This is a genomic window from Pseudomonas sp. GW821-FHT05H12, assembly GCF_059419385.1.
Map to the genome: position 1 here is coordinate 1 of NZ_JBWKRS010000039.1, position 25,092 is coordinate 25,092.

A 25,092-nucleotide genomic window follows, 5' to 3' on the forward strand; every position below is an offset into this window, starting at 1 on the left:
CCCCCCCCCCCCCCCCCCCCCCCCCCCCCCCCCCCCCCCCCCCCCCCCCCCCCCCCCCCCCCCCGTGCTCCTACAGGTATGTGTGCAACAGGGACGCCAGAATCAGCGCAGCAGCTTGTTATCCAGCACCACCGACGACTCGCCAATAATGCTCTCGGCCAATTGCACAAACTCTGGCGTGGTGATGCTGTTGGCGCGCATCACCGCCTGGGCCAGGTCATCCAGTGAACGCTTGTTGTGGGTCTTCACGCGGATCTCCCGGTCCAACTCCTGCAACACCACCACCGCACGCGCAACCGTCGCCGCACCGACGTGCTCGCCACGCAGCGTGGTGACGTCCTTGCCCTCATGGTTCAGGCGCGTCTGGATCGCGGCATACCGTTCATCGGTGATGCCACCGGCACGCCGCAGTAACTCAATGGCGTAGTACTCACCCAAACCTTCGCTGATCCAGTCACTGTTTTCATGGTCGTTGAAGCGGCCGATCGCCTGCACCACCTCACGGATCAACGGGCTGCTGCCGTTTTCGCTGACCAGCGGTGTGCGGCTGTTGAGGAAGATCGAGTCCCGTGACGAGAACACGCCACGGCGCATCGGGTCACTCGCACCCACCACCAGCAGTTTGGCCGGATGGCGCGGAAATGCCGCCTCCACCTGGGGCCAGACGAACGTCAGTAGGGTCAGCACATCCATGCGGCGCATGGCCTGGCCCTTGGGCGAGGCCACGGTGACTTCGGTTTCCCCAAGGCGCACGCGCCGGCTGCCGAGGTTGCCGGCAAGCATCCAGCCGGTGGGCCGGTCGAACAGACGCGAAACGTTGTCGATGCGGAATTTGTTCTTGCCGATACGTGGCCAGGCGGTTTCGACGCTTTTCCAGCCGGCCGGCAACTCGAACACCAGCCGCGACACCAGCTCGACCCCATCCTGCTGGTCCAACCGTGCGGCCGGCACCAGGTCTTCGCCACGGAACAGCGCCCAGCTTGGCGTCATGCGGGCTTCATAGAGACCCGGTTTGCGTGCATGGGTGAGGCGAACGCGGTACGTCAGGCTGGCCTTGCTCGCGCCGGGCTGCCACAGGCCACGGGTGCCGGTGACTTTCCACTGGCCGTCGGCCTTGAAGTCGCTGTAGTCACCGTCATGGCCCAGGTCGAAGTCGAGGCTGCGCACGGCCGCGCCCTGGGACAGGCTCACGCGCACTTCGGCCTGGTCGCTCTGGGGCAGCAGCTTGACGTGATAATCGAGGTCGACTTTCTTCGCGCACCAGCCCGGCAGGCTCAGCGACAACAGCACCAGGGTCGCCGCCAGCTTGGATCCCAGCCTCATACACACTCCTCTTTCAGCCCGCGCGGAAGATCAGGTAATCCTCCCAGTCATCTTCGGGCACGCTGCCTTCGCTGAGCATGCGCCCGGACTGGGAAATGCGTTCGTGGTGTACGGCGTCGCGGTCGCCACACACCAGGTGGTGCCACAGCGGCAAGTCCTTGCGCTCGCTGACCAGGCGGTAACCACAGGTCGGCGGCAGCCATTTGAACTGGTCGGCCTGGCCCGGGGTGAGCTGGATGCAGTCGGGCACCGACGCACGACGGTTGGGGTAGTCGGTGCACTGGCAGGTCTTGAGGTCCAGCAGTTTGCAGGCGATACGCGTGTAATAGACGCTGTTGTCGTCTTCATCTTCGAGCTTTTGCAGGCAGCACAGGCCGCAGCCGTCGCACAACGACTCCCATTCCTCCTGGTCGAGGTGTTCGAGGGTTTTGCGTATCCAGAAAGGTTCGACTTTGGCGGCCATGGCTCTACATCAGTATCGGTAGGTGAAAAGGCCGCCAGTCTAGTGCCAGAGGCCCCCGGGGCCAAGCGCTTACGACTGGCGGTGTAACAACACTTGTCAGTCTAGTGGCCGCGCAGTAGCTTTGAACGCCGAATTGACGATCAGGAACTGCTCCATGACACGTGTTGCCGATTATCCGATCCACACCCAGTTCACCGAACGCTGGTCGCCCCGCGCCTTCACCGGCGAAACCATCTCCCAGGAAACCCTGCTGAGCTTCTTCGAAGCCGCGCGCTGGGCGCCGTCGGCCTACAACTCGCAGCCCTGGCGTTTTCTCTACGCGCGCCGCGACACGCCGGACTGGGAGCGCTTCCTGGGCCTGCTCAATGAATTCAACCGTGGCTGGGCGCAACACGCGTCAGCCCTGGTGATCATCGCCTCGAAAACTGACTTCACCGCCCCCGGCGCCAGCGAAGAAACCCCGGCCCTGTGGCACACCTTCGACACCGGTTCGGCCTGGGGCCACCTGGCGCTGCAAGCCAGCCTCAGCGGCTGGCACACCCACGGCATGGCCGGTTTCGACCAGGAACTGACCCGCAAAGAGTTGAAGATTCCCGAAGGCTACGCGCTGCACGCCGCCGTGGCCGTGGGCAAGCTGGGTGACAAGTCGACCTTGCCGGAGTACCTGCAAGGCCGTGAAACGCCGAGCCCACGTCGGCCCTTGAGCGAGTTGGTGTCCGAAGGTGATTTCAGCCTTTGATGCCGAATGAAGCTGCATCGCCAAGGATGCAGCTTTATCGCTGATCGGTCAGGCGTCGGGATCGGGTTTGATCGCGATGTCGGGCACCGGGTTGTAATAAGGCCCATAGTCCAGCAGTAACTCATCACCGGCCTTGATGTCCTTGAGCGACACATAGAAAGTCAGGTTTTTTCCCACCGAGATGGACGCGACATTATTCGCCTGCCACGCCGGCCCGTTCCTCAACTGCGCCGTATTGACCAGGCTTAGGGTGTTTCCGGTGTTGAACGCACTCACCGAACGTGTACCCGAGCGCGTGCAGAACAGATAGGTCAACACCGCTCGCGAGCCTTGTTTGCGCTGCTCCTCAAATAATGAGGCCTCTGACGCATGATATTTGCCTGAATAAGGCCCCAGCACCTCGAACTGGGGAATGTCGCGTCGTGCCCACACCGAAGCCCCTCGCGCCGGCCCGCCATCGTCCAGTGGCGTGACGACCTCCAATGTTTCATCAAACTTCGTTCCGTGCTGCCCTTCGCTGCGCAGCCAGTCTTTTATGGACGCCTTGATGCGATCAGCGACCGCTTTTTTTTCTGCCGAACCCAGACCGTCCAACAGACCATTCCAATGGGAGATCCGAATGTCATCGATAGGCCCCTCCAGCGCGAGGGTCAAGCTGATCTTGGGGTCTCGCGGGTCTTGCAGAATCGGTAGCGAATTGTCGACCTGATGGGACGACAGGGTACGAGGTGTCGTGACGCCGGGCTCGATCTTGACGACGGTCGGGACAGTCCTGGACGGCCCGGGAACCGGTACGTTCGGCGCCGGTGCTGGAGGTGAGGGTTTGGGCATCGACAAGTCCAGCGGTTCCTGTTGCGGCGGGTCGATGGGGTCAGAAGCTGGCCGTTTGCGCGATGTCCCAGGAGGCGGCTGCACAGTCGGTGGCAGAACGGGAACACCCGCTGGCGCACGCGCGCTGCGCTTCAAGCCCGCCGGGCTCAAGGAGCCATCGACATAGACAAAGGTGACCCACGTGACAGGATTGAGGTTGTGTTGACGTCTGAACGCCTCAGGGGTGACGCGATTACCGGGCTGTTGGAAAAGCTGGCTCCACTGCTGCAAATGCGTGTCTGTGAGGGTGTCGTACGTACCGCCGGCAGCCCTGAACAACAACGCCTCGCCACGGCCCATAAGGCCACCGGATTGCCTCACGTGCCCCTTGAAATCAGCGATCCCCAGGTTGTGGCCACTGGCGAAGCCCTCCATGGTCATTGCATCACGTGCTTGCTGCGTCATGCCCTGCCAGTCACGAATGTGCCTGGGTGTAATCGCATTCAACGGTACACCCGCGGCGCGGTCGCGCAGGATGACGCCCGCGACGCTCAAACGGCCGTCAGCCTGAACGTAATGTGCCCAGGTGGCCGGGTTGAGCCGATGCCGCCTGGCAAACCCCTGAATCGTGACCTTTTGCTGCTCCGGTACGGACAAGGCCTCCCACGCCCGTAGATGATCGCCGTTTACATGCACACCGCCCTTCGCCCCCAGGCGTTGCCACTGATCCCCCTCGATATGCTGGACTAATACCTCCGTTTGCCGGTTGTTGTGATAGATCCGCGCCTGAACAGCCCCCTCTTCGGTGCGAGTCACTTGTCGAACTTCATACACGGCCGTTTGCCCAGCATTGTCGGTGTGGCGAATGTGGGAGGCATGACCGTTGGCAGCCACATAAACCCCCTGGCTGTTGCGTGACAGGCCGCTGATGCTCGCCTCGGAAACTTTGAAGTGGCGGAACAAGGTGTTACTCAACTCGCTGCCTGGCTCCACATGAGCCGCGCCACTCACACCATCCACGGCATGGGTATGCGCGGTGAAGTCTTCAAGCGGGCATCCGTAAGCACGCATCAATGCGGTATCAAAGGCATACCACTTGCCGTTGTGTAACACGGCACCGACTTCAACAGACTCGCCCGCCACCTTCAACGTGCCCGTCGCCGCCCCGTCATAGTGCTTGCTCACAGCCTTCAACAGGTCGTAACTGCCGCTGGCGCCCCTCAGCGCATTGACCGTTTCCAGCCCCTTGGAAAGCACCCGTTGCGCACCCGCACCGATAAGCCTGGCTGCGCCCACCGTCAAATCGCCCACGCCACTCAAGGGATTGAAGGCTTCAATGGCCGTCGCGCCGATGAATCGCGCCACCCTGGCCACACCACGCAGACTTGAAACCCCCTTTGATAACGCCTTGCTCGCTTGCGCCGCCTTGCCGGCGCCCAATGTGACCAATCCGATGAAATCCAGGCTCAAATCGAACAGACCATCAGCCACATTGCCGTTGCTGAAATTGACGATGGCCGATCTCAGGGGAATAAGGTTCAGGAAGAACTCGCCGATGGCCTTGTTTGTCGCCGCGGTTTCATCAAAGGAGGTCACGCCCCTGGCCTGCTGCAGCAAGTCCTCGTTGCGCAGGTCAAGGGACTTGGCAAACACCCTGGCAATGTAATCGCTGCGCGTCGAGCCGACCTGGGGGAGCCGTTCGTCCTTGAAGGGATCAAATACCACCGCTTTGCTCACGACATTGGCGTTACGGTGATGCAGGTTCTCGTCCGTATAGGGCGGTGTATAGCGTCTCCTTAGATAATTCTGTTTCTTGATCGTGGCATTTCGCGTGTCGATCTCATAAATATTGACCTCCCCGCCACGCGTGGTTTTCACCTGCAAGGTGTGGCCCCGATTACTGAGGGTGGGTTTGGTCGTCATGTCCACGGCCAACGTATAGTCGTTGGTATGAAAGAACTCCAATTGCCCGTGTTCCAGGTTCTCACGATCCTGGGGCGGCAACGTTGAGATCAAGTAGTTGGCCAAGCCTTGTTGGCCGGCTTCGATCGACGTGATCGCCTGGTCGTATGCGGTCTTGAAGGCTGTCGCAACGTCCAGCTTGCCCGCGGCGTACTGAGTGCAGAAGGGCTTGATGGGGATGCGCGTGTCCCGGGACACCCAGTGCTCATTGGCACCTAACGGGCCACCGTGCATGACGATGTCCAGCATGGACTGCATCCCGGGAAATCGACCGGTACGGCCTGGGATCAGGAACGCCTTATGCAGGGTTGGCGCTTCGAACACCTTGGGGTCCACGTCGGGAAACGCCTGTTTCAGCGCATCCAGCGCCATTTCCCGACGGCTGGGGATGGGCGTCTGAGCCAGGGTATTGGCACGCCTCAAGGCCGCCAGTTGGCTGTTGTAGGCCACTCTTACCCGCTCACGCTCGGCATCTGTCGGCGCGGTGGTTTTCAGCAAGCCGTTCGCCACACCCCAGTCGGTCAGCGCGTGTTGCTGAGCCTGCTGAAGAACAGCCTCAGGCGTGTTGAGCTGCTCGGCCAGGGCCAGCACCTGGGTGTAATTGAGGTTGAGCGCACGCCCTGGTGAATCCGCTTCAATGCGCGCCGTCGCAATCGCCAACTGCACCCAGGTGACACTGCCGTAAGTCACGCTTGAGGGAATGCCCTTGACCAGGAACTGCGGCGCCGACTTCGCCAATAGCAGCCGAGCGCCCAAGTTGGCGGTTTGCGCGGTCACCCGCCCTTTTTCCAACAAATGACGGCTGAGGCCATCGATCACTGTCGAAGGTGGCTGGCCCCAATGCCCCTTTTGTGCCAGGTCGAAACCAGCAACGGTAGTGTGCGGCGGAGCGCTCAAAGCCTCAGGATCCAGCCCCAACTGGATCGCAGCCAACAGGTACTCGTTCAGGCTGCTGTCGCTGGCAACGCCATCCAGTTTTGCCTGGATCGCCCGCCCCAGTGCCTGGGCCTTGGGTGAACCAAGTAGTTTCTCAATCGCACCGCTAGGCGCGCGCAAGTCCTTCTCGGTGATCGAGCTGCCACTGAGCAGATACCCGAGGACGCCAGTGTGCGTGTCCGCCAACGGCAGGCCAGGCAGCCCGGAAGTGGGGCTTTGCAGCAAGTCGATGATGGACCGCTGTGCGTGCACGCTGGGCGGTATAGGCCAGGCCAGCGCACCGCTGAAATTCCCTAAAGGGTGAACCTGCGCCCGCCGGTTCACGATTTGGTTCAACTCGATCAACGCGTCCCAGGTTTTCGCAAGGGTCAAGCCACTGCCTTTCAGAAAAGTCTCAAGGCTGACAACGCCCGGCACAGTCAGCGCCTGTTGGCGGAAAAACGTAGAGTCTTCGCACACCGCTATTGAGGCACTTTTGAGGCCTGACAATACCGCGGCTTCAAACTGAGCGGCGTTTTGGCCCTGCACCAGGGGGACATCAAAGGGGAATTGCTTATTTAATGCTTCGATCAGCGTGTGTAACTTTATAGCCAGAACTTGCCAGTTGCAGCTGTTGCCAAATGCGGTTTTCAACGCGGTGGGATTGCCCAGCATCGGCGCAGCACCTTGCGGGCTCGACGTCTGAGGCTGACGTACCACCACCGTCGATAGAGGGTTGGCGACTTGCACAGTCGGCTGAGTGCCACGGGAATAGGGGTTGGCGGGATTAATGAGCGTCATGAGTAGTTACCTGTCCATAGTCGGGAGTTGTCCGGCGTGAGCCTTCAAGACGCTTGGGTCAGAAGCTCGGCGAACTCCCGGCGTGCCTTTTCCTTTTTCCGGGCATACACATCACTCACAAATGGCACCATAAACTCGGCAGGCAGGCCATCCATGTCCACGGGATACACCTTGTTGTCTTTTGCGCTGTACATGAAATTTTTCAACTGCGGATCGTTGTGGAAAATATCCTTGGCCTCCATTTCTGCGAAGGCATCATCAAGCAAAGACCGCGCGTTTGCAGGCAAGCTGCCCTTGTCAACCTGGCTGAGATCGATGCCGTTGATCCTGCCCATCTTTATGTATTTACGCCCCTCATCGATCATCACCACGGCAAAGCCTTCGCCGTAGTATTTGTTCAGGTTGACCACCTCCATATCGGTGTAGCCCTCGGCCGTGGTCAGTCGCGTTGCCCCCAGGTCTTTATAAACACTCTTGCCATCCAGGCTCGCGTAGATAACGCCTTCCTCCCCCCGACCAATCTCCGGCCCAAGGTCCGATTTGACCGACGGCAGGCCACCGCCCTGTGCACCGAGACGTTGCCATTGATCACCCTGGACATGCTCGACCAGCAGTGGCGTTTGCCGGTTGTTGTGATAGATCCGCGCTTGCACGGCCCCGTCTGCCGTGCGGGTAACCTGGCGGACTTCGTACACGGCGCTCAGGCCGGTGCTGTCGGTGTGACGAATATGCGAAAGGTGTCCATCAGCAGCGACGTACACGCCCCGGCTGTCAGGTGTGAGCCCGGCAATGGTCGACGCCGGCACCTTGTAGTTGCCAAATTGCGTATTGCTCAATGCTCTGGAGGGGTCGATATTCGCGGGACTGATCGCACCGTCCACAGCACGGATCCTTGGCGTGAACCCCTCAAGGGGAGGGCCGTAGGGCCGCATCCTGTCAGGGTCGAAGCCGTACCATTTGCCCTTGTGCAGAACAGCACCGTTTTCAATGCTTTGGCCCGCCACGTTGATGCTGCCGGTCGCGGCTTCACCGTAGTGTTTGCTGGCGACGTTAAGCAGGTCGTAACTGCCACTGGCGCCCCTGAGTTTATTGACCGCCTCCACGCCTTTCTCCGCGCTTTTGGCAACCATATGGACCCCGCCCTTGGCCAAATCCCCCCAACCACTGAGGGGGTTGAACGCCTCGATAACAGTAGCCCCCAGAAAACGCGCGGCCTTGGTCACCGCACCCAGGCTGGAAACACCGTTGGACAGTAATCTGCTTGCCTGTGCGGCCTTCCCGGCCCCCAGCGTTACCAGGCCTATTACGTCCAGCCCGAGGTCAAAGAGGCCTGCTCCGTAGTTGCCGTTGCTGAAATTGGCGATGGCCGATCGCAAGGGAATGAGGTTGAGAAAGAACTCACCAATCGCATCATTCCGGGCACGCCCCTGGTCATAGGACGTAAAGCCCCTGGCGTGGTTGAGCAGGTCTTCATTGTGCAAGTCGAGAGACTTGGCGAAAACCTTCGCAATGTATTGGCTGCGTTCGGACCCCAAGCTGTCAGGCGCGGACGTTTGTACGGCTCTTTCGCCGGCCTGGCCCGCCTTGTCCTTGAAGGGGTCGAACAACACCGTCTTGCTGACGGTATTCGCCTCTCGATGCTCCAGCTTCGCGCTGGTGTAGGGAGGCGTGTACCTTGACCGCAGGTAATCACGTTTTTTTATGCTGAACGCACGGGTGTCGATCTCATAAATATGCGTCTCGCCACCACGGGTTACCTTGACATCCAGGGTATACCCCCGGGTTTTCAACGCCAGGGGTGTGGTGAAGTCCATGGCCATGGTGTAGTCATTCGTGTGAAAAAACTCCAGCCGGCCATATTCGAAATTCACTCGATCGTCGGGTGGCAGCGTGGAAATCAGGTAACGAACCAGACCCTCATGCCCGGTTTCAAGGGCTTTCAAGCTTTGCTCATAGGCGTTGGCGAAAGCATTCGATACATCCAGCTTGCCGCTTTCGGATAACGCACAGAACCGCTGGATGGGAATGCGTTTATCCTGGGAAATCCAATGTTCCTTATCACCCAGCGTGTCCCCCTCCATGACGATATCCATCATCGAACGCATGCCAGGAAACACACCGGGCCGCCCTGGATTGAGCCAGGCTTTCTGCAAGGTCTTTGCTTCAAAGACGTGGGTTTCCACCTCAGGAAAGGCCGCTTTGAGCTGGGCAAGCGCCAACGCCTTGCGGTCGGGTATTTCAGTCTGCAGCAAGGTCGCTGCAGACGTCAGGACACTTAACTGGTTGTTGTAGGCGAGCCGGATGCGTTCCATTTCACTTGCGACAGATGAAGTGTCGCGCCCATCAACAACACCGTTGGCCGCTGCCCATAGGGTCAGGGCGTTGCACTGGGCCACTTGAACGCCCGGTAGGCCGGGGCCGATCTCTTCGGCTGCGACCAGGACTTCGCTGTAGGTCATGTTCAGGACACGGCCGGGTGAGTCCGCCTCAAGCTTGGCCGTGGCTATCGCAAATTGGGTCCAGAGCAGGCTGCCATATGTCACGCTGGAAGGAACGCCCTTGACCAGCAACTCAGGGGCCTGGCGAGCCAGCAGCAGGCGTGCGGCCAGATCTGCCGTCTGCCGGGAGGCTCTGCCCTTTACCCTCAAGTGCTCGGCCAAAGCCTGGATCACTACCGACGCGGGTTTGCCCCAGTGTGAACGCTGCGCCAGGTCAAACCCGGCAACACTGTTGGGGGCAGGACGCCCACGTGACTCAGGATCAAGCCCGACATGAATAGCTGCCAAAAGGTAGTCATTGATGCTGGTGTCCGTGGCAATACCACCCAGTTTGTCCTGCAGGGCTTTCCCTAACGCCTGGGCCTTGGGCGAACCGAGCAGTTTCTCAATCGCCAGGCTCGGGGCCTTCAAGTCAGGCTCAGACACAGCACTGCCACTGAGCAAATGCCCCAACGCCCCTTTGTCACCATCGGCCAATGGCAGCCCTGGCAGGCCGGACGAATCACTTTGCAACAATGCGACCAGCGAATCCTGGCCCTGCTTCGACAACGGTACTGGCCAGGCAAGTGCGCCACTGAAATTGCCCAGGGGATGGACCTGTGCGTTCTTGGCGACCACGTTATTGAGTTCGATCAGCGCGCCGATGGATGTCGGTAGGCTCAAGCCACTGGCAGCCAGAAACGCTTCCAGGCAGGAAGACGTCAGCGGGTTCTGCCGAAAATAGGTGGAGTCCTCACACACCGGCATCGTGGTGTTTTTCAAGCGTGCCGCCAGGTCCGCCTGAAAACCGCTGCCCTGCTGATGTAGACCTGCCAGCGCTTGATCAGGATAAGCCTTGCTCAAGGCTTGGGTGACATCCTTGAGTTTTTTTGCCAGCGCTTGCCAGTTGCAACTGTCGCCGAAAGCCGTTTTCAACGCCGCCGGATTGTCGAGCGTCGGGGCCTGCACCTGGCGGTTTGGCGCCTGCAGCGGGAGATTCGGCGAGGGTGGCGGTGTTTGATCATCCGCGCTTATTACGGGAAATGATGGAGTACGTATGGCATTGATGGTGTGCATAGTCGTGACCTGTCCATAGATGGAAAACTTCCTGCCACCCACGCCTTTCGGCTTGGATGGCGTTCACTGGGTGTTAGTACCCAGGGAAGCGGTTCCCGCTTGACTGTCAGCGCTTATGTCAATGCCACTGTATTCGGATCAGTAACCCCGTTCGAAATCCACGGTCCCACGCAGTGTTTTTTGGGTTTGATACGCCCGCAGGTTTTGCACAAACAGCTCCACCATCAACTCAGGCGAGGTCGGCGCCGAGCTGTGCCCCGTCAACAACAGCCCCCAGGCGGTCCAGAACGGATGCCGTTGCGGCAGCGGTTCCTGGCGGCACACGTCGATCACCGCGCCGGCCAGGTGCCCTTCCTTCAGGGCCTCGACCAGGTCGGCATCCACCACCGACACACCGCGCCCGACGTTGATGAACAACCCGGTCGGCTTGAATTGCTTGAACAGCGCTGCGTCGTACAGGTCATGGGTATTGGGGGTGTTGGGCAGCAGGTTGATCACGTAATCCACCTCACCCACCAGGCGGCCCAGTTGGTCGAGCCCGGCGACTTCAACGAACGGCGCCTGCTCGCGGGCGGTGCTGGCAATGCCGTACAACTTCACGCCGAACGGCACCAGGAACTCGGCAACACCTTGGCCGATATCGCCGGTGCCCACGATCAACGCCTTGCGCCCCGCCAGGCTTTGGCCCATGCGGTTGTCCCATTTGCGCTCGACCTGGCTGACCAGCCGCGCCAGCACTTCACGCTCGTGGCCGAGCATATAGGTGAGCACGAATTCAGCCATGACCTGGCCATAGATGCCGACCGCGCGGGTGAGGCGATAGTCGCGGGGCAAGCCATCGGCCAGCAGCGGTGTGATACCCGCCCAGGTCGATTGCAGCCATTGCGGGTGATGACCTTGGCGCAACAGCGTTGCCAGTAGGTCTGGTTGGCCCAGCCATACCGGGCAATCGGCCGCCAGGCGCGACAGCTCGGCCGAGTCGCCGCTGGTGAGCACCTCAAGGTCCGGTGCCGCTGCGCTCAGCAATTGGGCGTAGAGCGGGTGATCCTGTTCAGCAATCAGAACACGCATGTCTAAAACCTTTCAAAAACAATGCAGGCGACCGCCGAGGCAGTTCGCTGCCTCCCTGCGGCCAGCGCCTGATAATACGAGTCCATGGATGAATGTGCCCTGAACAGGGCACCGACCGATCACATCGGGTCGTTGCGGCGCAGCAGCTCTTCGGGCAAGTGTTCGATGTACTCGTCCTCGGCCGGCGGCATTTGCAGGTGGTAACCCTGCTTGTCGAGGTTTTCCAGGACTTGCACGATGTCTTCCTGTTGCAGCTTGCGCTCAGGCGTCAGCACCAGGTCGAAGGCATGCGCCGGCTTGCCAAAAATCGTCAGCAGGCCTTCAGGTACCCGCTCAAGGGCATCGCTCTTGAGCACATACAGGTACATGCCGGTGCGTTTGGAGCTGCGGTAGATGGAGCAAATACGTTTCAAGGCTGTTCTCCGGCAGTGGCCAGGCTGTCGAGCAGCGCCTGGCCCATCAACTCGCGGCGCCAGCCACGCAGCGAGTCTGGCAATTGGTAAGGCCCATCGGGGTAGCCACTTTTGACCAGGGCTTCGAGGGTTTTCTTGCGCAGCATCAGTTCCGGCGCCATGTCCAGGCGCTCAGCTTCAGCCTGGCCCAAGGCGCGCAGTTGCTTGATCAGCGCTGCGGCATCCACCGGCAGCGGTTCAGCAACAGCCGGTGGCCATTGGTCCATGGGCACGCTGCCGGCACGTTTGATCAGGTCCAGCAGGAACTGGCCGTCCTGACGCACGGTACGCGGGTGCATGTCTTCGATTTTGCCCAGCGCGGCGAGGTTATCCGGCTGGGATTTGGCCAGGGGCCAGAGCGAGTGTTCGCGAATGATGCGGTTGCGCGGCAGGTCACGCACGCGGGCCTGCTGTTCGCGCCAGGCACACAGCTCACGCAGTACGGCAAGTTGCGCGCGGGACAACTTCCAAGCCAGCTTGGCGTCGCGGTACACCTCGTAAGGGTCCACTTCGCGGCGCAGGTTGGCCACCAGTTCGGCACCGTCTTCCAGCACCCATGCGTACTTGTCGTCCGACAGTTGCGGGCGCAAGCGGGTGTAGACCTCCGCCAGGTGCACCGCATCTTCGGCGGCATAGCTCACCTGGGTCTCGGACAGTGGCCGCTGCAGCCAGTCCGAACGGGTCTCGCCCTTGGGCAATTCGATATCGAGCACGGCTTGCACCAGGCGCGAATAGCCCATGGAGAAACCGAGGTTCAGGTAAGCCGCCGCCAGTTGGGTATCGAACAACGGCACCGGCAGGCTGCCGGTCAGGCGCAGCAATACTTCCAGGTCTTCGCTGCAGGCGTGTACCACCTTGATCACCGCCGGGTTCTCCAGCAAGGCGGCCAAGGGTTGCCAGTTGTCGATGGTCAGGGGATCGATCAGGTAAGCGCGTGCGCCATCACCGATCTGGATCAGCCCGGCAATGGGATAAAAGGTGTCGACCCGCATGAATTCGGTGTCGAGGGCGACGAATGGCAACTGCTGCCATTCGGCGCAGTGCTGGCCGAGGCTATCGTTGTCGCAGATCCAGTGAATATCGATGGCCACACGGCTCTCCCTTGAAGAATGGCGCGCAGTATATATCGCGAAAGGCCGTAGCGAGCATTCGCTGTGCACGCACAATCGTGAAAACTCCTACAAGAGATGAAAGAGTAGTCCGACCGCTAGGAGTTATCCTCTCTTACGCAGAACGTAGACACGCCACAACTTCGAGCCCGGCAGGAACTCTTGGTGGTTCAGGACGCTGAAGCCGGCGTTGCGAAACTCCTCTTCCACCGGCGTGCCGGCATTGACCGACACGATCACCGTATCGCGGCTGACCCGATGGAACTCACTGAGCAGCGCCAGGCGTGCTTCGCGCGTGGGCACATGGCGGAACAATTCCAGGCAGAAGATGCAATCCACCGCATTGGCCGACAAGCCAATGGAAAACGCCGAGCCCTGAAAGGTCTTGACCCGCTTGAGCAACGCCGCGGGGTGATGGGTGCACGCGTGGTCGAGCATGGCCTGGGAATTATCCGAGGCCAGGATTACGCGGTTGATGTGCTCGGCCAACACCGGCCAAAACCGTCCCGAACCGCAGGCCAGGTCGAGGATCAGGCCCGGTTCGCCGGCCACTTTGAGCGCATGGCGCACCAGCCGCTCATCGCGCCACACCGCCAGGCGCTGCAGCAGCCCGGGCGGGCGCGTGTCGCCGCAGACCCTGGCGTGCTCGCGGTCGCAGCGCTCGGCGAATTCAATCTCGATGGAGGATGGAGGTTGTGGCGACATCACGGGCTCAAGTGAGTGGAACGGTAGTGAACGACCTTGATACGCAGCTTAACCACTGCAACGTGAAAAAAAGGTCGAAACCCGCACCGCCGCCAAACCCGTCACGCCTGATGCAGGTACCACCGCCAATCCTGCTCGCCCACTTCGCCCATGAACTGACGGTATTCGGCCCGTTTTACCGCCAGGTAGACGTTGAGGAACTCGCTGCCAAACGCATCCCGCGCCCAACTGGAGCCTTCCAGCGCGCGCAAGGTGGTGAGCCAATCGGTCGGCAGCAGTTCCTTGGCCTGGGCATAGCCGTTGCCTTCCACCGGCGCGCCGGGGTCCAGTTGCTCACGAATACCCCGGTGGATACCGGCCAGGATCGCGGCGGCCGCCAGGTAAGGGTTGGCGTCGGCGCCGCAGATGCGGTGTTCGATATGCCGCGAATTCGCCGGCCCACCCGGCACGCGCAGGCTGACGGTGCGGTTATCGATGCCCCAGGTGGCGGCCAGCGGCGCGTAGCTGTTGGTCTGGAAACGGCGGTAGGAGTTGGCGTTGGGGCAGAACATCAGCAACGAGTCGAGCAAGGTGCTGAGCATGCCGCCCACCGCTTGGCGCAACAGCGGCGTGCCATCGGTGGCGTCGCTGGCAAACAGGTTATTGCCCTGGGCATCCGCCAGGCTGACGTGCATGTGCATGCCGGTGCCAGCCAAGTCGTCGAAGGGCTTGGCCATGAAGCAGGCGGTCATTCCGTGCTTGTGGGCCACGCCCTTGACCAGGCGCTTGTAACGCACCGCCTCGTCCATCGCCTGCAGCGCGTCGGCGCGGTGTTCCAGGGTGATTTCCACCTGGCCCGGAGCGTATTCGGAGATCGCCGTGCGCGCCGGGATGCCTTGCAGTTTGCAGGCGCTGTAGAGGTCGGCCAGAAACGGCTCGATCTGCTCAAGTTCGCGCAGGCCGTAGACCTGGGTCGAGCGCGGCCGGCCGCCGTCCACATCCCGCGCCGGTTGGGGGCGACCGTTGCTGTCGGGCTTTTGGTCGAGCAGGTAGAACTCCAGCTCCGCCGCCATCACCGGGTAGTAACCGTCGGCCTTGAGGCCGTCGATCACCTTGGCCAGCAGGTGCCGAGGGTCGGCCACCGTCGCGGGCAGGCCTTCGGTGGGGTGCATGCTCACCTGCACCGCCGCCGTCGGGATCAGGCGCCACGGCATGCGCTGCAAACTGCCGCTGACCGGGTAGGCGCGGCAGTCGATATCACCCACCTCCCACACCAGCCCCGAGTTTTCGACGTCATCACCGTTGATGGTCAGGCCCAGGATAGTGCTGGGCAGCGGCCGGCCACTGTCGTACACCGCCAACAGTTCGTCGCGGTGCAGCAACTTGCCGCGCGGTACACCGTTGTTGTCGAGGATAAACAGCTCGAACATCTCGATGTCCGGGTTGTGTTCAAGGAAAGACTGGGCTTCGTGCAGGCTGGCAAAAACACTCATGGCAATTCTCATACGTTTGCGTCAGGCAGGCGCGCAGGCGCCGCCGGGCAGATGCGCACAGGTGCGCGTCATCCATGGGGCAGATCAACGTAGGAGAGAAGTATCTGGTGGGCGCGCGTGTCGGCAGTGGAACAACGCCCAGAAGGCCAGCTCGGAAGGCAGTGCCTCGACAACCGTCGGACAGCTCGGCACATGGGCGCCGGGCGATGTCTCGGGGTGAGTGTCGGGGGAACCGTCCATGCGGGGGTCACAGTGAGGTAGATGCCGGGCAGCGTCACATGCCTGCAAAGGGGGTTCAAGTCAGGGTTGATGGAGTTTGGTTGCAACTTGGCTAAACATTCGCCGCGCCTTGCCACCCTCCCCGGCACCTGCAAATAATGATCGCCCCTGATCATGCCCCCAAGGATTCGACTGCATGAAAGCGCCTCTGACCCTGTGTGTACTGGCCTGCCTGGCCACGCCTGCCCTGGCCGACAACGCCCCGTCGCGCCTCGACGACGTGCTGCAGCGCGGCACGCTCAACGTGTGCACCACCGGCGACTACAAGCCCTACACCGCCCTGCGCGCCGACGGCACGTACGAAGGCATCGACATTGCCATGGCCGAAAACCTGGCCAAGAGCCTCAACGCCAAGATCCGCTGGGTGCCGACCACCTGGAAAACCCTGATGCCGGACTTCCTCGCCCAACGCTGCGACATCGCCGTGGGCGGTATTTCGGTGTCTCTTGAGCGCCAGAAAAAAGCCTTCTTCAGCCAAACCCTCGGCGTGGACGGCAAGATCCCGCTGGTGCGCTGCGCCGATGTGCAGCGCTACCAGACCGTCGAGCAAATCAACAAACCCGAAGTGCGCGTGATCGAGCCCGCTGGCGGCACCAACGAAGTATTCGCCCGTGCCCACCTGGGCCAGGCGCAAATCCGCCTGCACGACAACGTGACGATCTTCGACGAACTGCTGGCAGGCAAAGCCGACGTGATGATCACCGACGCCAGCGAGGCGCGCTATCAACAGAAGCAGAAACCCGGGCTGTGCGCGGTCAACCCCGACCATCAAATGCAATACAGCGAAAAAGCCTTTTTGCTGCCCCGCGATGATGTGGCCTGGAAGAGCTACGTCGACCAGTGGTTGCACCTGAGCGTGGCCACTGGCGTGTACGACGGCATCGTCAACCAATGGCTGGCAGCGCCCTGAGCCACGGCGGTCTACGCTGTTGTCACATCAATAACAACGAGGGACGGGTCATGAAGGGACTGCTCCGACTCACTTGGCTGCTGCTGTTGTGTGCCAGCCAAGTCCACGCCACCACTCAGGAAGAGGACGCCCACGCCGCCAGGGCGCTGCTGGAAAAAGCCCTGGCGTATTACCAGAGCAACGGCGACAAGGCCTTTGCTGCGTTCAGCCGCCAGGGGGAATTTGTCGACCATGACCGCTACGTATTTGTGGTCGATACGAAAGGCGTCCTGCTGGCCAGCGGCGGGCCCTCCTCCGCGTTGATCGGCCGGGATGTGTCCGAGGTGCTGGGGCCGGAGTTGCGGCAGTCGTTCAAGGACGCCTTGAAGGTGCCGGAAGGCCAGGGCATCCAGCAGGCGGACTACCGCTGGCAGAACTGGAATGACGGCAAGGTTGAACACAAGCATGTGTTTTATCAGCGCGTGGGGGAGCGGATTCTGGCGGTGGGCTATTACCTGCCACGGGCGACGCCGGAACAGGCCCGGGCCTTGCGCAACAAGGCGGCGAATGCGCTGCTCAAGGATCAAGCCGGGACGCTGAAGGCGATCAATTCACTGGAAGGTGGTTTTCTGCAGGATGATCTGTATGTGTTTGTGGTGGACCTGAAGACGGGGCGGTATGTGGCGCATGGGACCAATTTGCGTTTGGTGAATACCGATTTTGCCAAGATCAAGGATCCGGATGGGAAGCCGGTGGGGGAGCCTATCTTGAAGTTGATGGGGGAGCAGGATCAGGGGGAATACAAGTATCGCTGGAAGAACCCGGTGACGGATCGGGTTGAGAATAAGCATGCTTATTTGCGCAGGGTGGGGGATTTGATGGTGGCTGTGGGGTATTACAGTCCCTGAATGTGTGTGTGCATATCCGTTGCTGCGGTCACGGCGGCTATTGGTTCCGCTCTTACAGCGGCTCACTTTTGATAGAGCGCAAAAGTAAGCAAAACGCTCTTGCCCCAACACTCGGCACCTCGCTCACGCTCGGTGTGCCCGTAATCCGACAGTGATTTGGGGGGCCGCCGCCACGCGCCATCCATGGCGCGGGGCGGCTAAACCGGCATCCCTGCCGGTTCACCCCCCAAATCCCTGCCGAATTCCGGCCAGCGTGTTTAACGGGGCGCCTAAGATCAAAATCAAGATCAAAAGCAGAAGCACAGCGGCCTGACAGCCGGCTTGAGTGGTGTAGAGCAAAAGCAAAGGCAAACGCAGTCCACTGTAGGAGCCGGCTTGCCGGCGATGGTCGTGAACGATGACGCAAATAAACCAGGCAGAACGCGGAGCCCCACTGTGGGAGCTGGCTTGCCTGCGATGGCATCAACGCGGTGTACCTGATTCACCGAGGTGTCTGCATCGCCGGCAAGCCGGCTCCTACAGGGGAATGCGATCAACAAACGCTACCGGTCGGCTACCAGGCCGCCGCGTTTGCTTTTGATTTTGATCTTAGGCGCCCCGTTAAACACGCTGGCCGAACGCAGGCTTGAATCCGTGGGTAACCCGGCAGGACGCCGGGTTAGCCGCCCCGCGCCATGGATGGCGCGTGGCGGCGGCCCACGGATTCAAGCCTGCGTTCGGGCATGCCGAGCCTAGGCGAGGCACCGAGTGTTGGGGCGAAGGCCTTTTGCTTACTTTTGGGCCTTTCCAAAAGTGAGCCGCTGTAAGAGCGGAACCCTAAGTAGCCGTTACCGCAGCAACGGATATACACACCACACCACACCACACCCCACCAAACCTCACCGAGCCTTATCCTCCCGCCCCCGCAACACCCGATTAGGCATAGCAATCGCAGCCATCAACCCAAGCAAAGAAACCCCCGCACTCACCATCAACAAATGCCGAAACGTCACCGCCAACTCCCCACGCAACGCATCCTGCGCCGGCCCCGGCGCCGCGTTCAGCCCATCCAGCAAAACATTCCCCGAACCGCCCTCTGCCCCCAACGCCCCACTGGCCAAGTGCGCAAAACTCGAATCCTGCAACAACGCCAGCAACAGCGCCGACATGCACGCCACCCCCACCGCCCCGCCCAGCGAACGGAACAGGTTGGTCGTGCTGGTCGCCACACCAATATCCCGCTGTTCAACCGAATTCTGCGTCCCCACCAACGACGTCGGAAACTGCATCCCCGCCGCAATCCCGCACAGCAGCATAAACACCGCCGTCATCCCCACCGCCTGGGGCGCGCTGTAAGCCATGCCGAGGATCGCAAACGGGCTCAACAGCGCGCCACTCAAGATCATCGGCTTATAGCGCCCGGTTACTGAAGTCATGCGCCCAGCGAAATAGGCGCCCATGGGCAAGCCCATCGCCAACGGCAACAGGTGCAACGCCGCGCTGTCGGCGCCGGAACCGGTCACCGTCTGGTAGCGCAGCGGCATCAACACCGTCAGGGAAATCGCCTGGAAGCTGGTGAAGAAAATCGTGCACCAGCACAGCACCGCACTGCGGTTGGCGAACAGGTGCATTGGCAACAGCGGTTCCCGTGCGCGGCGTTCGTGCCAGACAAACACGCTCAGCGCCACCAACGCACACGCCAGCAGGCCCAGCACCTGGTCGTCGCGCCAGTGATGGCCCTGGCCGATTTCGGTGATGCCCAGCAGCAAAGCGGTCAAGCCGATGATCATCAACACCGTGCCGAGGTAGTCGATGATCGGCTTGCGCTGCGGCACCGGCAGGCCCACCAGGGTGCGATGGGCCACGTACCAGGCACCGGCGCCCAGTGGCAGGTTGATCAGGAACACCCAACGCCAGGACAGGTACTCGGTCATGTAGCCGCCCAACACCGGGCCGGCCACGCTGGCCACGGCGTACATGCTGCTGAAATAGCCCTGGTAGCGCCCGCGTTCGCGGGGCGGGATGATGTCGCCGATGATCGCCTGGCTCACCGAGATCATCCCGCCGGCGCCGATGCCCTGGAGAATCCGCGCCAGCACCAGTTGCTCCATGCTTTGCGCCATGCCGCAAAACAGCGACGCCAGCGTGAACAGGCCCATGCCGATCAGCATCATCGGCCGTCGCCCATACAGGTCGCCGAGCTTGCCGTAGATCGGCACCGCCACCGTCATCGCCACCATGTAGCCGGAGATCACCCAGGCCAGCAGGTTTACATCGTGAAATTGCGCCGAGATGGCCGGCATGGACACGGCGACGATGGTCTGGTCCAGGGCGCCGAGGAAGATCGCCATCATCAAGGCGGCCAGCACACTGCGTACGGCGGGAACGGGTTGGGCGGGCTGATTCAGGTTGGTCACGGCAGAACCTTTCGAGCAGGGCCCACGGGTAAGGAAGGGCCCGCGGGAATGCTCGACATCTTACTCGATAGCAGGCTATTCGATAGCCTCGTAAGGAAGTCCGACGTAATTTTCTGCAATGGTTTTGCGACCCGCTTCCGAGTGGATGAAGTACTCAAGCTCGCTCTCGGCGATGCGCTGGCTGAAGCCGTCCGCTTGCGGGAATTGATGCAGCATCGAGGTCATCCACCAGGAAAACCGCTCGGCCTTCCACACGCGGCGCAGGCAAATGGCGGAGTACTTTTCCAGCAGGTCCACCCGCCCTTCGCGGTACACCTTGAGCAGGATCCGATACAGCGTGCTCACATCACTGGCCGCCAGGTTCAAGCCCTTGGCGCCGGTGGGTGGCACGATGTGCGCCGCATCGCCAAGCAGGAACAGGCGCCCGTATTGCATCGGTTCCACCACAAAGCTGCGCAGCGGCGCGATGCTTTTCTCGATTGATGGCCCCGTGACCAACCGCTGCGCCAGCTCGCCGGGCAGACGGGTTTTCAGTTCCTCCCAGAAGCGCTCATCCGACCACTCATCCAGGGGCTCTTCCACCGGCACTTGCAGGTAATACCGGCTGCGCGTCGGCGAACGCATGCTGCACAAGGCAAAGCCACGGGAGTGCTTGGCGTAGACCAGTTCGGGGTGCACGGGCGACGTATCGGCCAGGATGCCCAGCCAGCCAAAGGGATAGACCCGCTCGAACACCTCCAGCGATTCGGCAGGAATCGACTGGCGCGCCACGCCATGGAAGCCGTCGCATCCGGCGATGTAGTCGCACTCCAGGCGGTACACCTCGCCCTCGTGCTCGAAGGTCAGCCAGGGGCGATCCGTGTTGAGGTCGTGGGGCAGCACGTTGTGCGCTTCATACAGGGTGCTGGCGCCAGCGGCTTCGCGGGCGGCCATCAGGTCACGGGTGACTTCGGTCTGGCCGTAGACCATTACCGACTGGCCACCGGTCAAGGTCTTGAGGTCGATGTGAGTGAGCCTGCCATTGAGCGCCAGTTCAAAGCCGTCATGCACCAGGCCTTCGGCGTCCATGCGCTGGCTCACGCCCGCCTCGCGCAACAGGTCGACCATGCCTTGTTCCAGCACCCCGGCACGGATGCGGCCTTTCACATAATCGGCGCGCTGGCGCTCAAGAATAAGGGTTTGGATACCGGCGTTGTGCAGCAGTTGGCCGAGCAGCAATCCCGAAGGACCGGCGCCAATAATGGCGACTTGGGTTTTCAGCGTTTTCATTATTTTTATGGCCCGCAAGCTTCACCGAACGGATCGGGTGAAAGAGTTGTCATTGATCTGGTTGCTGGCATTTTTCACTTGAGTGGCCGGCATAAGAAGGTGAAAACTGAGACAAAGCCTGCGCTTTTTGCCAATCGGGGCGATTACCGCACCACTATCCTGAGTATCGGATTGAAACCATGACCAAAACTGCCAGTTCCGCGATTCCGGTCTTCAAGCTATACGGGGAAAGCCAGCAATGGCCAACGCCGGATTTGTTGCACTGTGAAACCATCTCCCGGCGGAGTCGGGAATACCAGTGGGAAATCCAGCCCCACCGGCACGCGGATCTGTGCCAGTTGTTGTACGTCCACAAGGGCCAGGCGCAGCTGGAAATCGAAGGCCAGCGCACCACGCTCAACGAAGCCACGCTGCAGGTGCTGCCACCGTTGTGTGTGCATGGCTTTCGTTTTTCCGAAGATGTCGAAGGCTACGTGGTGACGCTGGCCGCGCCGCTGGTGAGCCACTTGCAGGCGCAACTGGGGGCGACGGTCGACGGCTTGCAGGCCTTGGGCAATTACCCTGCGGGTAAAGACAGTGACTACCTCAACGCCCAGTTCGCGCGCTTGCAGGATGAATACGCCGATGAGCAACCGGCGCGGGACATGATGATGCACGCCCTGGTCAGCGTGCTGCTGGTGTGGATCAGCCGCCAGGCCATCCAGCGCCGCCACCCGCGTACGCCACGCGGCCGTGAGTACTTTCGGCGCTTTACCCAGTTGGTCGAGCAGCATTACCGCGAACACCCGAAGATTGAAGACCTGGCCCACAAGCTGGGCATCTCGGTCTCACACCTCAACGGTACGTGTCGGGAATTGGGTGGGCAGCCTGCGCTGCAGATCATGCATGACCGCCAGTTGCTGGAAGCCAAGCGCCTGCTGACCTACACCAGCATGACCATCAACGAGATGTCGGAAGTGCTGGGGTTTTCCGACCCGACCAACTTCTCACGGCTGTTCCGCCGACGGGTCGGGTTCTCGCCCAAGGCCTTTCGCGAACAGCTCAAGGCCGACACCAGCCCCTCCCTGTAGGAGCCGGCTTGCCGGCGATAGCGGTGTGTCCTACACCGGGTCAGCGCAACGCGCTGAAGCTGCCGGTATGGGGAACGCATTGGTCCTGATGGCAGCTGATCGCAAAGCTCGGCGGCTGCATCCGCGTTTGCTCTACCCGGTAGGCGGCGGTGCCATACAGCGCAGTCGCCAGGGCGCACAGGATGAAAATCATCAGGTACTTTCTGATTTTTAGAGTCATGGCACAGACCTCAGCACAGGTATGAACAGTGCTGTCTAAAGCATAGGTCAGCCGGGGCGAGTTGCCATTATTGGACGCTATTCAACCGGTTTATGTCGCCCTAGAGGCCTACGTCCCACGCAGGCTCCTCCGGAAACCTCACCACCAGGAAATCCAGCAGGCTGCGCAGTGCCTGGGGCATGTGTTTGCGCGAGGCGTACACCGCGTAGATGTTCATCTGCTGCGGCTCGGCGTCGGGCAACAAGCGGATCAACTCGCCCCTGCGGATGTAATCCCCGGCCTGATAGCTCGGCAACCGTGACACCCCCGCCCCCGCCAAGGTCACCCGCAGCAACGTCGTGGCCTCGTTGGCGCTGATCGTGCCCTGCACCGCCACGGATACCGGCTCGCCATTCTCGGTGAAATGCCAGAGGCTTTTGCCAAAGTAGGAATGGGTCAGGCAATTGTGCCCTGCCAGGTCACGCACCTGCCGGGGTTGCGGGTGCTCCCACAAGTAAGCGGGCGACGCGCAGATCACCGAACGACACAGGGTGAGTTTGCGGGCGATCAGGTTGGGGTCCAGTTCGAAACTGGTGCGGATAGCCAGGTCGATGCGTTCATCCACCAGGTTCACCGTGCGGTCGAGCATCTGCATGTCGATGCTCACCAGCGGGTAGAGCTTGACGTACTCAGCCACCGCATCGGCCAACTGCGCCTGGCCGAACGAGCTGCTGACACTCAAGCGCAACTGGCCGCGTGGGGCTTCATCAGGCTCGGTGACGGCGGCCTGCATGTCGTTGCACAACTCCAGCATCTGACGGCAGCGGGGCAGCATTTCACTGCCGGCCGTGGTGAGGCTCAGCTTGCGCGTGGTGCGGTGCATCAGGCGTGCGCCCACCCAGTCTTCCAGTTCGGCCAGGTAACGCGACACCACCGGCCGCGACAGGTCCAGATGGTCGGCCGCTGCCGATTGGCTGCCCAGGTCGACTACGCTGACAAACACTCGCATTGCTTGAAGACGGTCCATGATTTGCCCGGTTTTAGAAACAAACTATGTTCAAGCATGGCATTTTTTGTGACGTTTAGTGCAACTAAGCTCTGTGCATCATTTATCCCTCGCTGGAGCTGCACATGATCTCGACCTTCAAACGGTTGGCCACCGCGATGGCCGCCCTGGCCTTTGCCGCCCACGCCGCTGCCGCCGACCTGACGCTCGATGCCTACAACCCGGGCACCTCGGCGATGATGCCGGTGAGTTCGGTGCTGGTCAGTGGCGAGCACGACGTGATCCTGGTGAATGCGCAGTTCGGCAATGGCCAGGCGCAAGACCTGGTGCAGAAGATCCGCGCCAGCGGCAAGCACCTGACCACTATTTACGTCAGCGACGGCGACCCGGACTACTACTTCGGCCTAGACGTGCTGACCACCGCGTTCCCCGACGCCAAGGTGCTGGCGTCGCAGCCGGTGGTCGACCACATCAAGGCGACCGCCGAGCAAAAACTCGCGTTCTGGGGCCCGAAACTGGGGGCCGACAAACCCGCGAAGCTGGTCATCCCGCAGGTGCTGCAAGGCCACACCCTGACGCTTGAAGGCCAGGCGCTGGAAGTGGTCGGCCTGGACGGCCCGCAACCGGACCGCACCTTTGTGTGGATCCCCTCGATCAGGGCCGTAATCGGTGGCGTGGTGGTGTTTGAAAACACCCACGTGTGGATGGCCGACACCCAGACTGCCCAATCCCATGCCGACTGGTTGACCACCCTCAAGCGCATTGAAGCCTTGAAACCCCACACGGTGATTCCAGGTCACTACCTGGGCACGCCCACCGTGAAGTCCGTGGGGTTTACCGCCGATTACATCAAGGCGTTCGATATCGAGACCGCCAAGGCCAAGGACTCTGCCGCCCTGATCGCGGCCATGAAAAAGCGTTACCCGAACCTCGCCGACGAAGGCAGCCTGGAACTGGGCGCCAAAGTCGCCAAGGGCGAAATGAAGTGGTGAATGGTTTTAAACCCTAACGAACTGGAGAACGTCATGAGCAAGATTGCAATCATTGGTGCCACCGGCCGTGCCGGTAGCCAACTGCTGGAAGAAGCCCTGCGTCGTGGGCACAGCGTCACCGCCATTGCGCGTAACACCGACAAGATCGCCGTGCGCCCGGGCGTCACCGTGAAGCAAGTCGACGCGCTGGACGCCGCGGCCCTGCAACAGGCTGTCAGCGGCAGCGACGTGGTGATCAGCGCCGCGCACTTCGCCACCCTGCCCGCCAGCGCCGTGATCGGCCCGGTGAAAAAGGCTGGCGTTAAACGCCTGCTGGTGGTGGGCGGTGCCGGTTCGCTGCTGCTGCCAGGCGGTGGCCGCGTGATCGACAGCCCGGGCTTCCCGGCCGAGTACAAAGCGGAAGCCAGCGCGGGCGCTGAGTTTCTTGGCGTGCTGCGCCAGGAAAAAGACCTGGACTGGACCTTCCTGTCGCCGTCGGCGGAGTTCGTCGAAACCGAGCGCACCGGCACCTTCCGCCTGGGCCAGGATGACCTGCTGGTGAGCAGCGAAGGCCGCAGCTGGATCAGCTTCGCCGACTACGCCATCGCCCTGATCGACGAAGTGGAAACGCCGAAGCATTCGCGCCAACGCTTTACTGTCGGCTACTGATCCAGCGCCCTCCCCTTGTAGGAGCCCGGCTTGCCGGCGATGGCGTCTTCAAGATCGCTA

At 61.4% G+C, this 25,092-nt stretch carries 19 protein-coding genes; 6 read left to right on the forward strand and 13 right to left on the reverse strand.

Annotated features, from left to right (window positions below):
• Positions 1-102: 102 nt before the first annotated feature.
• Together AC07SU_RS26070 and AC07SU_RS26075 are read right to left on the reverse strand one after the other, a co-directional pair.
• Positions 103-1,323, reverse strand: a complete 1,221-nt coding sequence (locus AC07SU_RS26070; protein ID WP_494998681.1) for a hypothetical protein — start codon at positions 1,321-1,323, stop codon at positions 103-105.
• Between the two features lie 13 nt (positions 1,324-1,336).
• Complete coding sequence (locus AC07SU_RS26075) at positions 1,337-1,786, reverse strand: YcgN family cysteine cluster protein (protein WP_003172524.1); 450 nt, start codon at positions 1,784-1,786, stop codon at positions 1,337-1,339.
• A gap of 154 nt (positions 1,787-1,940) precedes the next feature.
• Between AC07SU_RS26075 and AC07SU_RS26080 the strand changes: the two genes are divergently transcribed.
• Complete coding sequence (locus tag AC07SU_RS26080; RefSeq protein WP_176995308.1) at positions 1,941-2,525, forward strand: nitroreductase family protein; 585 nt, start codon at positions 1,941-1,943, stop codon at positions 2,523-2,525.
• Positions 2,526-2,573: 48 nt separating this feature from the next.
• On the opposite strand, the gene AC07SU_RS26085 is transcribed toward AC07SU_RS26080, so the two are convergent.
• The 7 genes from AC07SU_RS26085 to AC07SU_RS26115 form a co-directional block, all read right to left on the reverse strand.
• Positions 2,574-7,013, reverse strand: a complete 4,440-nt coding sequence (locus AC07SU_RS26085; RefSeq protein WP_494998682.1) for an SET domain-containing protein-lysine N-methyltransferase — start codon at positions 7,011-7,013, stop codon at positions 2,574-2,576.
• 44 nt (positions 7,014-7,057) lie between these two features.
• Positions 7,058-10,567, reverse strand: a complete 3,510-nt coding sequence (locus tag AC07SU_RS26090) for an OspG family effector kinase (RefSeq protein ID WP_494998683.1) — start codon at positions 10,565-10,567, stop codon at positions 7,058-7,060.
• Positions 10,568-10,705: 138 nt separating this feature from the next.
• Positions 10,706-11,638, reverse strand: coding sequence for a D-2-hydroxyacid dehydrogenase (locus tag AC07SU_RS26095; protein ID WP_494998684.1), 933 nt, complete (start codon positions 11,636-11,638; stop codon positions 10,706-10,708).
• Positions 11,639-11,757: 119 nt separating this feature from the next.
• Positions 11,758-12,051, reverse strand: a complete 294-nt coding sequence (locus AC07SU_RS26100) for a YcgL domain-containing protein (RefSeq protein WP_016971378.1) — start codon at positions 12,049-12,051, stop codon at positions 11,758-11,760.
• The gene (gene rnd / locus AC07SU_RS26105; RefSeq protein ID WP_494998685.1) at positions 12,048-13,181 is read right to left on the reverse strand and encodes a ribonuclease D; all 1,134 of its coding nucleotides are present in this window, start codon (positions 13,179-13,181) and stop codon (positions 12,048-12,050) included. Before rnd ends, AC07SU_RS26100 begins: the two co-directional genes overlap by 4 nt.
• Positions 13,182-13,304: 123 nt before the next feature.
• The gene (locus AC07SU_RS26110) at positions 13,305-13,904 is read right to left on the reverse strand and encodes a class I SAM-dependent methyltransferase (RefSeq protein WP_494998686.1); all 600 of its coding nucleotides are present in this window, start codon (positions 13,902-13,904) and stop codon (positions 13,305-13,307) included.
• 101 nt (positions 13,905-14,005) lie between these two features.
• Positions 14,006-15,376: a glutamine synthetase family protein gene (locus AC07SU_RS26115; protein WP_494998687.1), complete on the reverse strand. Its 1,371-nt coding sequence runs from the start codon at positions 15,374-15,376 to the stop codon at positions 14,006-14,008.
• 415 nt (positions 15,377-15,791) lie between these two features.
• On the opposite strand from AC07SU_RS26115, the gene AC07SU_RS26120 reads away from it, so the two are divergent.
• A complete protein-coding gene (locus AC07SU_RS26120; RefSeq protein ID WP_494998688.1) occupies positions 15,792-16,565 on the forward strand; it encodes a transporter substrate-binding domain-containing protein in 774 nt (257 codons plus the stop codon).
• Between the two features lie 50 nt (positions 16,566-16,615).
• Positions 16,616-17,452 carry a cache domain-containing protein gene (locus AC07SU_RS26125; protein ID WP_176995300.1) on the forward strand — a complete coding sequence of 279 codons (837 nt, stop codon included), beginning with the start codon at positions 16,616-16,618 and terminating at the stop codon, positions 17,450-17,452.
• 878 nt (positions 17,453-18,330) lie between these two features.
• On the opposite strand, the gene AC07SU_RS26130 is transcribed toward AC07SU_RS26125, so the two are convergent.
• On the reverse strand, positions 18,331-19,848 hold the full coding sequence (locus tag AC07SU_RS26130) for an MDR family MFS transporter (RefSeq protein ID WP_494998689.1): 1,518 nt from the start codon (positions 19,846-19,848) through the stop codon (positions 18,331-18,333).
• A 75-nt stretch (positions 19,849-19,923) separates the two neighbouring features.
• Positions 19,924-21,108 (reverse strand): 4-hydroxybenzoate 3-monooxygenase, encoded by a 1,185-nt coding sequence (pobA, locus tag AC07SU_RS26135; RefSeq protein WP_494998718.1) that lies wholly within the window; start codon positions 21,106-21,108, stop codon positions 19,924-19,926.
• Between the two features lie 188 nt (positions 21,109-21,296).
• On the opposite strand from pobA, the gene AC07SU_RS26140 reads away from it, so the two are divergent.
• On the forward strand, positions 21,297-22,187 hold the full coding sequence (locus AC07SU_RS26140) for a helix-turn-helix domain-containing protein (protein ID WP_494998690.1): 891 nt from the start codon (positions 21,297-21,299) through the stop codon (positions 22,185-22,187).
• Between the two features lie 40 nt (positions 22,188-22,227).
• Here AC07SU_RS26140 and AC07SU_RS26145 read toward each other — a convergent pair whose 3' ends face one another.
• Both AC07SU_RS26145 and AC07SU_RS26150 read right to left on the reverse strand, forming a co-directional pair.
• On the reverse strand, positions 22,228-22,407 hold the full coding sequence (locus AC07SU_RS26145) for a hypothetical protein (protein WP_176995297.1): 180 nt from the start codon (positions 22,405-22,407) through the stop codon (positions 22,228-22,230).
• Positions 22,408-22,507: 100 nt separating this feature from the next.
• Entirely contained in the window at positions 22,508-23,413 is a 906-nt protein-coding gene (locus AC07SU_RS26150; protein WP_494998691.1) for a LysR family transcriptional regulator, read from the reverse strand.
• A gap of 104 nt (positions 23,414-23,517) precedes the next feature.
• Here AC07SU_RS26150 and AC07SU_RS26155 point away from each other — a divergent pair, with 104 nt between their 5' ends.
• Together AC07SU_RS26155 and AC07SU_RS26160 are read left to right on the forward strand one after the other, a co-directional pair.
• Positions 23,518-24,384, forward strand: coding sequence for an MBL fold metallo-hydrolase (locus AC07SU_RS26155; RefSeq protein ID WP_494998692.1), 867 nt, complete (start codon positions 23,518-23,520; stop codon positions 24,382-24,384).
• A 33-nt stretch (positions 24,385-24,417) separates the two neighbouring features.
• Entirely contained in the window at positions 24,418-25,032 is a 615-nt protein-coding gene (locus tag AC07SU_RS26160; RefSeq protein WP_494998693.1) for an NAD(P)-dependent oxidoreductase, read from the forward strand.
• Positions 25,033-25,092: the final 60 nt, after the last annotated feature.

Excerpts from the sequence above, each read along its gene's own strand:
- AC07SU_RS26115 (WP_494998687.1), bottom strand. The coding sequence starts at position 15,376 with ATGAGTGTTTTTGCCAGCCTGCACGAAGCCCAGTCTTTCCTTGAACAC.
- AC07SU_RS26070 (WP_494998681.1), bottom strand. The coding sequence starts at position 1,323 with ATGAGGCTGGGATCCAAGCTGGCGGCGACCCTGGTGCTGTTGTCGCTG.
- AC07SU_RS26095 (WP_494998684.1), bottom strand. The coding sequence starts at position 11,638 with ATGCGTGTTCTGATTGCTGAACAGGATCACCCGCTCTACGCCCAATTG.
- AC07SU_RS26125 (WP_176995300.1), top strand. The coding sequence starts at position 16,616 with ATGAAGGGACTGCTCCGACTCACTTGGCTGCTGCTGTTGTGTGCCAGC.
- AC07SU_RS26145 (WP_176995297.1), bottom strand. The coding sequence starts at position 22,407 with ATGACTCTAAAAATCAGAAAGTACCTGATGATTTTCATCCTGTGCGCC.
- AC07SU_RS26150 (WP_494998691.1), bottom strand. The coding sequence starts at position 23,413 with ATGGACCGTCTTCAAGCAATGCGAGTGTTTGTCAGCGTAGTCGACCTG.
- AC07SU_RS26160 (WP_494998693.1), top strand. The coding sequence starts at position 24,418 with ATGAGCAAGATTGCAATCATTGGTGCCACCGGCCGTGCCGGTAGCCAA.
- AC07SU_RS26155 (WP_494998692.1), top strand. The coding sequence starts at position 23,518 with ATGATCTCGACCTTCAAACGGTTGGCCACCGCGATGGCCGCCCTGGCC.
- AC07SU_RS26110 (WP_494998686.1), bottom strand. The coding sequence starts at position 13,904 with ATGTCGCCACAACCTCCATCCTCCATCGAGATTGAATTCGCCGAGCGC.
- AC07SU_RS26140 (WP_494998690.1), top strand. The coding sequence starts at position 21,297 with ATGACCAAAACTGCCAGTTCCGCGATTCCGGTCTTCAAGCTATACGGG.
- AC07SU_RS26090 (WP_494998683.1), bottom strand. The coding sequence starts at position 10,567 with ATGCACACCATCAATGCCATACGTACTCCATCATTTCCCGTAATAAGC.
- AC07SU_RS26120 (WP_494998688.1), top strand. The coding sequence starts at position 15,792 with ATGAAAGCGCCTCTGACCCTGTGTGTACTGGCCTGCCTGGCCACGCCT.
- AC07SU_RS26075 (WP_003172524.1), bottom strand. The coding sequence starts at position 1,786 with ATGGCCGCCAAAGTCGAACCTTTCTGGATACGCAAAACCCTCGAACAC.
- AC07SU_RS26080 (WP_176995308.1), top strand. The coding sequence starts at position 1,941 with ATGACACGTGTTGCCGATTATCCGATCCACACCCAGTTCACCGAACGC.
- AC07SU_RS26085 (WP_494998682.1), bottom strand. The coding sequence starts at position 7,013 with ATGACGCTCATTAATCCCGCCAACCCCTATTCCCGTGGCACTCAGCCG.